General features: G+C 72.0%; 10 protein-coding genes. 9 read left to right on the top strand and 1 reads right to left on the bottom strand.

The window, feature by feature from the left end:
• Positions 1–328 precede the first annotated feature (328 nt).
• The 6 genes from ABTY40_RS20170 (at position 329) to ABTY40_RS20195 (ending at position 6189) form a co-directional block, all read left to right on the top strand.
• Complete coding sequence (locus tag ABTY40_RS20170) at positions 329–1381, top strand: type III polyketide synthase (RefSeq protein ID WP_352060768.1); 1053 nt, start codon at positions 329–331, stop codon at positions 1379–1381.
• A 35-nt stretch (positions 1382–1416) separates the two neighbouring features.
• Positions 1417–1743, top strand: a complete 327-nt coding sequence (locus ABTY40_RS20175; protein ID WP_352060769.1) for a hypothetical protein — start codon at positions 1417–1419, stop codon at positions 1741–1743.
• Positions 1743–2948, top strand: a complete 1206-nt coding sequence (locus ABTY40_RS20180) for a cytochrome P450 (protein ID WP_352060770.1) — start codon at positions 1743–1745, stop codon at positions 2946–2948. Before ABTY40_RS20175 ends, ABTY40_RS20180 begins: the two co-directional genes overlap by 1 nt.
• A gap of 557 nt (positions 2949–3505) precedes the next feature.
• The gene (locus ABTY40_RS20185; RefSeq protein WP_352060771.1) at positions 3506–3817 is read left to right on the top strand and encodes an STAS domain-containing protein; all 312 of its coding nucleotides are present in this window, start codon (positions 3506–3508) and stop codon (positions 3815–3817) included.
• Positions 3818–4197: 380 nt separating this feature from the next.
• The gene (locus tag ABTY40_RS20190; protein WP_352060772.1) at positions 4198–4530 is read left to right on the top strand and encodes a type II toxin-antitoxin system PemK/MazF family toxin; all 333 of its coding nucleotides are present in this window, start codon (positions 4198–4200) and stop codon (positions 4528–4530) included.
• A gap of 591 nt (positions 4531–5121) precedes the next feature.
• Positions 5122–6189 carry a hypothetical protein gene (locus ABTY40_RS20195; RefSeq protein WP_352060773.1) on the top strand — a complete coding sequence of 356 codons (1068 nt, stop codon included), beginning with the start codon at positions 5122–5124 and terminating at the stop codon, positions 6187–6189.
• A 313-nt stretch (positions 6190–6502) separates the two neighbouring features.
• Here the strand turns inward: ABTY40_RS20195 and ABTY40_RS20200 are convergent, their stop codons facing one another.
• Positions 6503–7642: a GDSL-type esterase/lipase family protein gene (locus tag ABTY40_RS20200; RefSeq protein ID WP_352060856.1), complete on the bottom strand. Its 1140-nt coding sequence runs from the start codon at positions 7640–7642 to the stop codon at positions 6503–6505.
• 438 nt (positions 7643–8080) lie between these two features.
• Between ABTY40_RS20200 and ABTY40_RS20205 the strand changes: the two genes are divergently transcribed.
• From ABTY40_RS20205 to ABTY40_RS20215, 3 genes are read left to right on the top strand one after another with little or no spacing between them, the layout of a single operon-like run.
• Positions 8081–8470 (top strand): hypothetical protein, encoded by a 390-nt coding sequence (locus ABTY40_RS20205; protein WP_352060774.1) that lies wholly within the window; start codon positions 8081–8083, stop codon positions 8468–8470.
• Between the two features lie 7 nt (positions 8471–8477).
• The gene (locus ABTY40_RS20210) at positions 8478–9452 is read left to right on the top strand and encodes a hypothetical protein (RefSeq protein WP_352060775.1); all 975 of its coding nucleotides are present in this window, start codon (positions 8478–8480) and stop codon (positions 9450–9452) included.
• Between the two features lie 45 nt (positions 9453–9497).
• Positions 9498–13004: a CHAT domain-containing protein gene (locus ABTY40_RS20215; protein WP_352060776.1), complete on the top strand. Its 3507-nt coding sequence runs from the start codon at positions 9498–9500 to the stop codon at positions 13002–13004.
• Positions 13005–13015 lie beyond the last annotated feature (11 nt).

Raw genomic sequence — 13015 nt, forward strand, 5'->3', positions numbered from 1 at the left:
CACACGGGGCGCGCGGCCGCGCCCTTCGCCATCGAAGACAGAGCGTGCGGCGCGCTGAACGGGGGCGGCTGGGCCGGAAGTCACTGAGTACGGCTCCTCTCAGGTGAGCCGACGCCTGCCCCTCCGACCGTTCCGGGCCCGCGGAGACCGGCACTTCGCCTCACCGTTCGGCATGACCCGGCGGTCCTGCCGCCGCCGTCTCCTCCCTCCGCCATTCCCCACCCCGGTGCCGACCGCGGGCCACAGTGACCCATACCGAGGGTGATCGTTACTCAGCGGGCCGAGTCGGACAGGGCACTCGGACGGCCCGTGGGGAAGAGGGTGTTGCGTGGCGACGTTATGTCGGCCTGCTGTGTCGGTTCCGGAGTACGTCATCACCCTGGAGGAGACGCTTGAGCTCGCGCGCTCCCGCCATGCCGACCACCCCCACCTGGGCCTCTCGCTGCGTCTGATCGAGAACACCGGGGTACGGACCCGCCACCTGGTGCAACCGGTCCAAGAGACGCTCACACACCCGGGCTTCGAAGAGCGCAACCGGCGCTACGCGGCAGAGGCCAAGGCCCGCGTGCCCCTGGTCGTACGGCGGGCCCTCGAAGACGCCGGGCTGCGTGCCACCGACATCGATCTGATCATCTACGTGTCCTGCACCGGGTTCATGATGCCCTCGCTCACCGCCTGGCTCATCAACTCGATGGGATTTCCCTCCACCACCCGGCAGTTGCCGATCGCCCAGCTGGGCTGCGCGGCCGGCGGCGCCGCGATCAACCGGGCGCACGACTTCTGCACGGCCTACCCGGAGGCGAACGCGCTGATCGTGGCCTGCGAGTTCTGCTCCCTGTGCTACCAGCCCACCGACATCGGCATCGGATCGCTGCTGTCCAACGGCCTGTTCGGCGACGGTGTGGCCGCCGCGGTGGTCCGCGGGACCGGCGGCTCCGGCATCCACCTGGAGCGAAACGGCTCCTACCTGGTGCCGGACACCGAGGACTGGATCGCGTACGACGTGCGCGCCACCGGCTTCCACTTCCTGCTCGACAAGCGAGTGCCGGGCACCATGGAGCCGCTCGCCCCCGCGCTGCGCGCCCTCGCCGACGGACACGGCTGGGACGCGTCCGACCTCGACTTCTACATCGTGCACGCCGGCGGGCCGCGGATCCTCGACGACCTCAGCAAGTACCTGGGCGTGCCCCCGGACGCCTTCCGCTTCAGCCGGGCCACGCTCACCGAATACGGAAACGTGGCGAGCGTCGTCGTACTGGACGCGCTGCGCCGCCTGTTCGACGAGGGCGGCGCCGCCGACCGGGCGCGCGGCCTGCTGGCCGGATTCGGGCCGGGAATCACCGCCGAGATGACACTGGGACGCTGGAACCGAACACCGTGACCCTCACCGAAACGGACACCCCAACCCCATCCGTCATGGTCCCCACACCACCCCGGCCACCCGGCGGCCTGATCGTGCCGCCCGGCCGAGGCCGCGCGCTGCGCACCGCCGCGCATCAGGTGACGTTCAAGGTGACCGGCGAACAGCCGCGCAGGGCCTCCACCTTCGAGGTCGTCGTACCGCCCGGTTCCGACGTCGGCGCACACCTCCACACCCGCAGCGAGGAACTCATGGAGATCCTGTCCACCGACAGACCCACCGACGGACCCACCGACCACACCGCCATCGCGGCCCTGCGCCGCCGCTACGACTCCGAGCAGCTCACCCCGCTGCGCCACGACCTGCCGGTGAGGAGCCGGTGATGCGAGACACCGCTCCCCCCGTGTACGAGGCCGTCGACCTGCCGGCGCTGGACTTCGACCCGTTCCTCCGCGAGGCACTGAGGGAGGCGCCGGTCATCCGGGTCCGGCTGCCGCACGGCACTCCTGGTGAGTGCTGGCTGGCGACGAGGTACGACGCGGTCCGGTTCGTCACCTCCGACCCCCGGTTCAGCCGGGACATCGTCGGCCGGCCGCTGCCGAGCATGAACAGATACCTCGTGCCACTGGACCGGGCGGTCAGCTTCGTGGATCCCCCCGACCACACCCGGGTCCGTTCCGTGGTCTCCTCGGCGTTCAACCGCTCGGGAATCGCGGCGCTGCGTCCGCGCGCACAGACCGTCCTCGACGACCTGATCGACCGCATGGTGGCGTCCGGGCCGCCCGCGGACCTCGTACGGCACGTGACCTCCCCGTTCCCCCTGCACATCATCGGAGCGGTGCTGGGCGTGCCGGAGGCCGACCGGCCGCGGTTGCGCCTGTGGGCGGACACCGTGCTGACGAGGGCGACGGACGAGGCAGGCGTCGAGCGGGCCCGTCAGGCCAAGGAGGACGCCCGCGCCTTGTTCCGCCGGCTCGCCCGGGAGCGCCGGGTCCGGCCGCAGGACGATCTCACGAGCACGCTGGCAGCCGCGGTCGCGAACGGCCGGATCGAGGAGGAGGAAATGCTCGCCCTGGCGGTGCTGATGGGGCTGAACGGCTGGCACGCCGTCCGCAATCACACCTCCAACATGATGTACGTGCTCCTGACCGACGACAGCCTGATGAGCCGGCTGCGGTCGGACCCGGGGGCCGTGCCGGCGGCCGTGGAGGAGCTGCTCCGCTGGATTCCGCACAAGCACGGCGTGGGACAGCCGCGTGTCGCCACCGAGGACGTGGAGGTGGGCGGAGTCCGGATCCGCCGGGGCGAGGCCGTCTACGTCTCGTACGTCGCGGCCAACTGGGACGAGTCGTGCCACCCCGAGCCGGACCGCATCGACATCGACCGCCGAAGCCGGCCCCACCTGGCCTTCGGCCACGGCCCCCACCACTGCGTGGCACCCTTGCTGGCCCGGCTCGAGGCGGAGCTGCTCCTGACCACGCTGGTCGATCGGCTGCCCGACCTGCGGCTGGCCGTCGATCCCGGCGAGGTGGTCTGGCAGAAGGACGTGCTCATCCGCGGGCCGGTGGGACTGCCGGTGACCTGGTAGGCCCACGGGACGGAGCCGGGGCCACCCGCTCCGGACGGCCACGCCCTGGAGACGTACCCCGCGCCCCATACAACGGGACATCACCGTCGGGCCCACGCGCTCCGGAGCAGTGCCACCGAGCCGCCCCCTCCTCCCGCCGTGCACCTTCTCCCGTGACCGCCTACCGACTTCACCCGCCGCCCGGAGCGAGATCGCTGCCTGGCGCAGCGGCATCCTCACCCGCCTCTACCCGGTCGGCCCGGACCGCGACGCCGAGCAGTCGTGTCGCCTGCCGGGTTCCGGATCCCCTGTTCTGGCGTGGGTCAAGGTTTGCCCTGGACTGGCGGGCGGGCTGGCCATGGCGGGGGTGGCCGTGTCACGGTGGCAGGAGCCCAGCCTGGTCTGGTGAGAGACCCCGCGCTGTCCCCGGGCCACACCTCTGCTGGTGGCCGGAGCACGGTGCGGGTGGTCTTGCACGGCTGTGCGCGGCCCCTGCGCCGCGCTCGGCGGCCTGCCCCCAGGGGCGGCTGCGAGAGGCTCGATCCCTGGAAGGGACGGACCGTTTGCGCGCCTTCACCGTGACAGCCACCCATCACCCCGACAGAACTGTCGTCACCGTGTGCGGGGAAATGGACCTCGACACCTGCCCGCAGGTCGAGGAAGCCACCACCGGCCTGCCCGCCGGAAACAAAACGCTGTACCTGGATCTGACCGGGGTGTCGTTCATCGACTCCATGGGTCTCAACACGCTCCTGCGACTGCGACACCGCATCCAGGCAGGCGGCGGCCGCCTCGTCCTGATCGGCCTCCAGGACCGACCCGGCCAGGTGCTCCACCTGACCGATACGTACGCCCTTTTCAACACCAGCCTCTCCTGCTCGCCCCACTGACCCGCCGGGACCGGGGATGTCGTCCTCGTCGCTGCGGGCCGCCGCCGGCTACCTCCAGACCGGTCGTCCGCGCCGTGGCCGCCGAGCCGCCCGCCGTGGAGCGGACGGTGACACCCCGGCGCCACCAGCAGTTCTCGCGCGGCAGGTCCGACAGCGGTCCCGGTACCAAGTCCTGTACCGGGCGCCGGGGTTCAACCCGCGCGAACCGGGCCATCAGGACCTCGAACGCCTCCTGCCAGCGGGGAGGGTCTACGCTGGATTCCGCGGCCGCCGCGTGGTCTTCAGTCTTCAGCCACCGATGGTCAACGGCGTCCGCACCCCTCTCCCCAACGCGACAGGGGCGCGCAGCGTCCGCCTGCCGTCCTGTGCCAGGAGGACATGTGCGACGTGGCGAAGTCTGGTGGGTCGCGTTCGACGAGCGGCGGCCGGTCGTACTGCTGTCGGGAGACGACGCGTCCGGTATCCGGGTGATGCAGGTCGTCGCTCCGGCGGGCGTCGACATCAGCGGCCTGGGCGTCGAAGTGGCAGTAGGCGCCATGGAAGGACTCCCCTTTGAAGGCGTGCTGCGGATCGCGATCCCGCGTCCAGGTACTACCCCTTGCACATGGCTGACCACAGTGTCCCGGGACGACCTGATCGAGCGAGCGGGGGTCCTGCCCTCCGCGAAGCTCAGCGAGATCGAAGACGCCCTCCGTCTCGGTGGACTCGGGTAGGCGGAGAAGGAACGGACGCCCTTGACGGCGGGATCGATCTCGTCCGGACGATGAGCGCCGGCCGCCTGTGTCCTCGACGCCCTTCATGATCGAGATCACGATCTACAGCTGGCGTACTCATCCGTCCTCCCTCTCCTTTCCGTCCTCCGCCCAGCGGCTCAGCCCCGGACGAGCGGAGGACTGCACGCCGACGCCCAACGGCACGTCGGCCGGTGAGGACGTCGGGCGGAGGAGACCGCCGTGTACGAGTTCTGCGTGCCGGCGGTGACGCGCTCCTCGGGCCCTTCGGTCCGGCCGGACCAGGGGTGAAGGACCCCTCGTACGATGCGCCGGCACCGAGGCGCTCGCCCTGGTGAAGGCCGCACGCCCCGGGGCCAGCTGCCGGCGCCTGGGGCCGCCCGTCGGCACCACTTCGACATGCCGGTCGGGCAACTCCACCTCGCGAAAGCGCGGTGGTCGGAGTCACTCCGAAGCCGTGCGCCGTGGCCACGGACGACGGCATCGGGCCGGCTCGCCGACTGCGAAGGCCCGGCCGGCTGCCTCAGCTGCCGCCTCCTTCACGTCGCCGGCCAACCCGCCATAATCGCGCTCATGTTCCGTATCGCACGCACGCTCGCCCTGGCCTTCTGTCTGGCCGTCGCGGCGACCGCCGCCACGGTGGCCCCGGCCGAGGCCGCCGACGAACTGCCCGGCGGCAAGGCCAACTACGTCGTCTCCCTCGGCCACCTCAAGGACGGCAGCACCCACAACAACTGGGTCCGTCTGGGCACGTACGCCTTCGATGCCGCCTCCGGCACCGTCTCGGCGAACATGTACGTGTGGTCGCAGGCCGCCCCCAAGCCGCGCATCGGCACCGGCACCGTCCCCGACACCAGCTGCACGACCACCGACCCGAAGAGCACGACCAGGGTCCTCGACTGTGAAGTCAAGACGGTCGACGGCTTCACCACCTCCCCGAACGAAACGCGCACCGGCGTCTACACCCTCCAGACCGACACCGTCAACGGCGTGCCCACACCGACCGTCTGGATCTCCTGGAACCATTCCACCGCCTGGACCGAGAAGTGGGCGATCGAGACCGGCACCGGCCTCACCCGCCTGTCGTTCCTCCACAACACCAAGGCCACCCTGGGCTACGGCTACGGCAGCAACGCCTCCCTCGGCACCCGCCGCGCCCTGTCCAGCGTCCAGGCACACGACGCCACCATGCGGCTCGACGGCAGGTCCTGGTCCAAGGACACGGTGACCATCTCCGGCGGCGTCTTCCAGAACCAGGCGTTCACCACCTGCCAGACCACGACCTGGTGCCTCACCCACCTCCAACCCACCTCCGCGCGGGCCTGCCAGAAGGACGGCGGCTGCCCGAACTACGGCGGCGGCACGACCGCGAACATCTCCTCCATCCAGTACTACATCCAGAAGCTGAGCAACACCGACCGCCGTGACACCCTCTGGCACTGGTGCACCTGCCTCGCCATGGAGCGGGGCGAGAAGTGCTATACCGGCAACTCCCACGTGAAACCCATGCTCCAAGTCATCGACGACAACGGCACCTTCCGTGGCTGGGTCGGCGTCGAGGCCTCCTTCTGGCCCAACGGCGGCACCAACCCGCGTGCGAGCGACATGCTCTCCGTCTTCCGCCTGGCCGACTGGATCTAACCGGCACCGGCAAGGCGTTCCAGAGGGTGTGGCCTCGAGACCGGGCGCCTTCACCGCCCACCAGGTCCGGCAGACGGCCGTTCCGCCGCCACCCGGTCTCCCCGGTCCAGCCCCCCGGCGGCGGCGCGCGTCGCTGGTGAACGCTGCCGACCCCCTCCGTACGGCATGCGCGGGAAGGCCCGGCGCTCAGACGGAGCTCGGAGGGCGGCACCACCGGGCCGCCCTCTCGTTCCCGCCTCCGGCGAGTCCCTCTACCGGTCGCCGGGGGAGCGGGGGAACGCCCCCTCCGGCAGCAGGGAGGGCTGTGAGCGGTTCAGTGGAAGGGGCCGCCGCTCGTGAAGGCGCGGGCGGCGAAGTGTTTGCCCATCCGGCGGTACGCGGCGGCGGTGGGGTGAAGGCCGTCGCTCAGATCGTCCGCCTCGTCCGGGCCGAGCAGCTCGCGTCCGTCGAGGTAGTGGAGGTGGGGATCGCGCGCCTGGCGGGCCGTCACGATCCGTTCCAGCTCGGCACGGACCACTGCCAGCGTCAGGGCCCCACGAGCTACTTCTGACGGGTCGCCCAGAGCTGTGATCTTCCCGCCAGGGCCCATCGCGGTCGGGCCGGGCGTCTCCTCGAGTGCCGGACAGCTCACCGGGGACATCAGGAGAAGCGGGGTCACAGGGTGCCCTTCCCGGATCGTGTCCAGGAAGCCGTGCACCGCCGGGCCGAACGTCCGCAGCCGAAAGGCGGCCAGGCTCACGATGTTGATGCCCACCTTGAGACTGATCAGGTCGGCAGGCACATCGCGGATGGTCCGGGCGACGTAGGGGTCCAGCAGCGCGTTGCCCGCCTGGCTGAGGTTGATCACCTCGACTCCCCCGAGTGCGGCCGCCACCACCGGCCACGTGTCGGTCGGGCCGTCGGCCTCGATGCAGTGGCTGATGGAACTGCCGTGGTGTATCCAGCGGCGCCGACCGTCCGGCAGAGGCGGCAACACGTCACCGCCGGCGCGCAGCGCCACCAGTTCCGTAGGGGTCTGCTGCGGCAGCCACAGCTCGATATCTTTCATGCCGGTCGGTAACCCGGTGAACCGTACGGTCCCCGGCCTGCCCGGAACCAGTCGCTGTACGGCCCCGGGGCCCGCCATCCGCACCACGTTGCCCACCGGAGCCCGCTGACGCCCGGCCAGGGTGCCGTTCACCAGGAGGTCAATCATGCCCGTCGGACGGGGTTGAGGATCGCTGTCGAGCTGCCCTGTGGAGGTGAGCACCTCGAATTCCAGCTCACACGCATCGGTGCGGAACACCAGCCGCACGCCCGAAGGCATCACGGTCACCCCGTGGACCGACGGATCCTGGTACTGCTCCTTGGTCCATGCGGGTAACCGGCGCGGCATCACCCCCGCCGGCGTGATCTCCACATCCAGCGCACCCCGTAACTCCACCGGCCCGCCCACCAGTGGAACCGCCCGCATCACCAATGTCACCACTCCTGCCCGGGTCAATCCACGGTCATGACTCGTGTGCGCCCCTGCGCGTCCCCACTGACGCGGGCGCGCTGCACTGCGTGCCACTCGGACGTCGCTCGCACGAACCTATGACATCGACCGTCGATGACCATCCATCGGGTGTTCACGCACCGGTGCCGCCGCGGCCGCCGGCCACCCGCCTCAAGGCCGAGCGAGTGCGCGGCCGGCGGGGGCGGCCCCGTCGGCGAATAGCTCTTCATCTCGCCGAAGACGGCGAGTGTTCACGTCTCCAAGTCCTTGCCAAGGGCGGCGTTTCGGGCCGTGACGAGGGCATCGCCATGGCCCACCGCCTTTGCCTTCTCCAGAAACCGTCTGAACGCCCAGACCGGTCGGGCAGACTGGCAGCCGACCGAGACGCCGAGCGGAAGCCGTGGGGGAGCTGGAGTGAAGTACGCGATGCTGGTGGGGCCGGACCCGGCGCCGGACGGCGCGGCACGGCTCGAGATGCCGTACGGAGCCACCCTGGACGACACCGCCGGCGCGCTCGACCTGCTGTTCGCGACCCGGCCGGCGCCCGACCGTGTGGTCCTCGTCGTGGACGGCACCGTCGTAGGGGTCACCACCCGGGCCCACTTGAGCACCGTGCGCGCCCTCGGGGTCGTACGGGGCGCGGGCGAGGAGGACCGTGGCCGCCAGCCGGTCGAATCGACCCAGTACACCCTGCTGACCTTCCGCTGCCCGTCCTGCGAGCGGACGACTTGGACCGCCTTCTACGACGAGCGCTACCGGCCGAGGTGCGAGGCGGACGGCCACGGGCCGATGGAACTGAGGTGAGCCGCCGATGAGCCAGACCGGCCTCGCCGCCGTCGCCACGGCACCCGCCGGCCTCGCCTCGGCTGGCTCCGGACGGTTCTTCCTCGTCTCCTACCTCCCCACCTACACGGGGACGTTGAGCATTCTGTGGCTGGTCTGGGCGGGCGCCCCCGGCGGCGCCCTGTCGATGCGCCGCGCCTGGCGCACCGCCGTCGGACTCGGTGTCGGCGAAATCGTGCTGATCGCCGCCGGTATCACCGTCGTCGCCGTCGTCTTCCAGCCCCTGCAACTGGCCATGGTCCGGCTGCTCCAGGGCGGCTGGCCCGACGCCCTCGGCGCCGGGCTCTGCCGCGCCCGGCAGCGCCGCCGCAAGGCCCGGCTCGAACGCCGTACGGTCCTGCCCGTGGCCTCGGGCGACGGGGCGCCGCCCGAGGTGACGGCGGCGGCCGTGCAGCGAGCCGGTGCCGCCGCCGCGCGCCTGCGCCGCCGGTATCCGCTGCCCGACCACCTCGTGCGGCCCACTGCCCTGGGCAACGTCCTGACCGCCACCTTCGACACCGCAGGGCGAGACCATGGCTGGGACGCGGCGGTGGCCTGGCCCCGGCTCTACCTGGTCCTCGGCGACCGGTCGCGCTCCCTCGTCGACGACTCCCGCGATTCCCTCGACGGCGCCGTACGGCTCGCCGTCACCGGAGGAGCCACCGCGCTCACCGCCGCCGTGCTGCTGCGGTCCAGCGGGTGGTGGCTCGCCCTCGCCCTCATTCCGCTGGCCGTCGCCCGTCTCGCCTACCACGGTGCAGTCCAGGCGGCCGTCGCCTACGGAGACGCCGTCCACACCGCGTTCGACCTGCACCGCTTCGATCTGCTGCGTGCTCTGCACCTTCCGCTGCCGGCGGGCCTCGACGAGGAGCGGACCCGCGCATCGGCCCTCTGTGCCTCCTGGCGCCAGGGGCTGCCGCCGCCGGACACGTACGAGCATCCCGAAGTGACCCCCGCTGTCTGACCCTTTGAGGCACCGGACCATGCCGAAGCGCCGTACGGTGACTTCATGTCAGCGATGGGGGAGCGCCGCAGCAACGACCGCGTCCAGGCTCTGCACGAGCGCGGACTGCGGGAACTCGACGACTACATCCGCTCCCGCGACCCCGCCGCCCTCGAACGGGCCCGGCTCATGTTCCACACGACCGTGACCCTTCTCGGCCCGCACACCCCCGACCGGCACGTCCATTTCCGGAACCTCGCCTACACCGAGGAACTGACGTACGAGACGACCGGCACCCTCGGCCCGCTGCAGGACGCCCTCACCTACTACCGCAAGGCCCTCGCCGAGGCTCCGGCCGACCACCCCTACCGGCCCGCCTACGCCTACGGGCTCGGCCGCGCCCTGCGCCGGCTGTACGGAGCGACCGGCGACCCCGCTCACCTCGACGAGTCCGTCGAATGGCAGCGGCGGGCACTGTCCGGCGGAGCGGCGGCCCGGCTGGAGCCCGCCGCCCAGCTGGCCGGCCTCGCCGAGACGCTCTTCGACCGCAACCTCCTGACCGGCGAACGGGGCGACCTGGAGGAGTGCGTGGCACTGTACCGCCACGCCGTACGACTCACCCCCGAGGCCGAACAGGAAGACCTCGCGATCCGGCTGGTCAATCTCGGCTCCGCGCTCGGCGCCCTCCACAAGCTGACACGGGACCCCGCCCACCGCGACGAGTCCATCGACGCCCACTCCCGGGCCCTCGTCCTGTTGCCCGCCGACCGCTCGCTGCAGCGGCAGGCCCTTCTCGACGGCCTCGCACAGGCACTGCAGGACCGCTACGACGCCATCGGCCGGCTGGAGGACCTCGACACGGTGATCGCCCTGCGCATGCGCGCCGTCTCGAACACCGGACCCGGCACCACCGAGCACGACGAGGCCGCACTGCAGGCCGCCGACGCGCTCCTCGACCGGGCCGTCAGGACCGGCCGGCCCCACTTCACGGACCAGGCGATCGCCGTGCTCCGGCGCGCCGTCGCCGGCCGACCCACCGACAGCGCCGAACGCGCCGTGCTGATCGGCACGCTGGGATCGGCATACGACACCCGGTACGACCTGACCAGGGAGGTCGACTCCCTGAACCAGGCCGTCGACCTGCTCCGAGCAGCTGTGGACACACCCGGTATCGGGCCCCACAACGCCGGCGCCCTGCGCACCAAACTCTCCGCCGCCCTGCGGACCCGCCACTCGGCGCGCGGAGACCTCGCCGACCTCGAAGAGGCGATCGCAGTCCACCGCGACGCCTTGGCCGGCGGGGCGGACCTGGACGCGGTGATCCGGGCCCTCCACCAGGCGGGTCTCGCCGGATGCCTGCACCAGCGCTTCGGCGTCCACGGCGACATCACGGATCTCGACCGGTGCGCCGTACTGTGCCGCCAGGCCCTGCTGGTGCTGCCCGAGGGGGACGTGAACCGTCCGGTCGTCCTCGTGCTGCTCGGCGACACCCACCTCGCCCGGTTCTTCCACACCGCCCGGCCGGAGGCGCTGGGCCCGGCGCTCGGCGCCTTCCGGCAGGCCCTCGCCGTCGCCCTGCCCAAGCAGCGCGCGGCCGCGATGGGCAACCTCGCCCGCGCCCTCCTCGCCCGCTTCGACCACGCCGACGGCACACCGGCCGACCTGGACGAGGCGATCGGCCTGCAACGCCACGCCATGAGCCTGATGACCACCCAGCGGGAGGTGGCCGGATTCAGCCTCGCCCAGTCCCTGCGCAGCCGCTACGAGATCAGCCACGACCTCGCCGACCTCCAGGAGTCCGTGGACCTCCTCCGTACCGTCATACGGGACCGCCCCCGCGACGACCCCGACCGGACCCCGCCCGGCACGGCCCTCGCCGAGGGCCTGTACAGCCTGCACCTGCGGACCGGGAACCGCGACCTGCTCACGGAGGCCGTCACCGTCGCCCGCGACATCACGACGGTCACCTCCGCCCCGGTCCGCGAACGGCTTGCCGCCCACGTCACCTGGGGCCAGGTGTCCGGCGTACTGGAGGACTGGGAGACGGCGTGGCGCGCCCTGCGCACGGCCACGTCGCTGCTGCCCGAGCTGGCGACGCGCAGCCTCACCCGCAGCGACCAGCAGTACGCGCTCGCCCGCCTGCCGGGCATCGCGGCGGAGGCCGCCGCCTACGCCCTCCAGGCCGGACGGCCCGAGGAAGCCCTGGAAGTCCTCGAACACGGCAGGGGAGTGCTTCTCGGCCGGCTGCTGAGGACCCGGGACCTCGACCTCGACCGGCTGCGCCGGCAGGCACCCGCCTTGGCCGACGAGTTCCTGCGGCTGCGCGAGGAGGAGACCGGCGGGCCGACCGGGCTCTCCGGCCCGGTGGCCACGACCGAACAGGCCGCCGAGCGGCGTCGTGCCCACGCCGCCGCATGGCAGCGTCTGCTGGGCCGGATCCGGGCCCTGCCGGGGTTCGACGGCTTCCTGCGCCCGCCCTCGGCCGAGGAGATCCTCCGCCAGGCAGGCGACGGACCCGTCGTGCTCCTCAACATCAGCATCCGCTGCGATGCCGTCATCGTGACCGACGGCACGATCGACGTGCTGCCGCTGAAGGTGCGCTCCGGCACCGTGGCCGAGCAGGTCGCCGTCTTCCTCGCCGCCACCCGCGCCGCCGCCCGGCCCGGAGCCTCCCTGGAGGAGATCTGGTCCGCGCAGGAGACCCTCTCCGGCGTACTGGAATGGCTGTGGGACACCATCACCGGACCCGTGCTCCAGCGCCTCGCCCTCACCAACCCCCCCGGCCCCGGCAAGCCGCCCCGGCGCATCTGGTGGTGCCCGCAGGGCACACTCGCCTTCCTGCCGCTGCACGCCGCCGGCTACCACGGCCCCCGAGCCGACCCGGACCGGCCGCGCTGCGCACTCGACCTGGCCGTCTCCTCCTACACCCCGACCATCGGCGCCCTGCACCACGCGCGCCGACGGCCCGAACCCGCCCCGTCGGGCGCGCGGCCGCCGCTGGTCGTGGCCATCAGCGACACGCCGGGGGCCGCGCCCCTGCCGAACGCCCGGCGCGAAGCGGAAGCGGTGCGGACGCTGCTGCCCGGAACCACCCGCGCACCCCTGCTGACCGGCGCCGAGGCCACCCGCGACCGGGTGCGGGAGGCACTGCGCGCCAGCCCGTACGTCCACCTCGTCTGCCACGCCGTCACCGACTCGCACGACCCGTCAGCCTCGCGCATCCTCACTCACGACCACCTCGAAGGGGCGCTGACCGTTGCCGACATCTCCGCCCTGCGGCCGTCGGGAGCCTGCCTGGCGTACCTCTCCAGCTGCTCCACATCCGGGACCCGCCCCGAGCTCGCGGACGAGGCGATCCACATCACCAGCGCCTTCCAACTCGCCGGATACCGCCATGTCGTGGGCACGCTGTGGCCCGTGACGGACCGGATCGCCCCGCGCATCGCCCAGTCCTTCTACGGCCGACTCCCGCACGGCGCCGCGCACGCGCTGCACGAGGCCGTCCGGCAGGCGCACACGGAGCATCCGCTGCTCCCGTCGCTGTGGGGAGCGCACATCCACGTCGGTCCATGAGCGCCCGCCGG

Origin of the sequence: Streptomyces sp. NPDC126503 (assembly GCF_040302405.1) — a bacterium.
Taxonomy (GTDB): Bacteria; Actinomycetota; Actinomycetes; order Streptomycetales; family Streptomycetaceae; genus Streptomyces; species Streptomyces gulbargensis.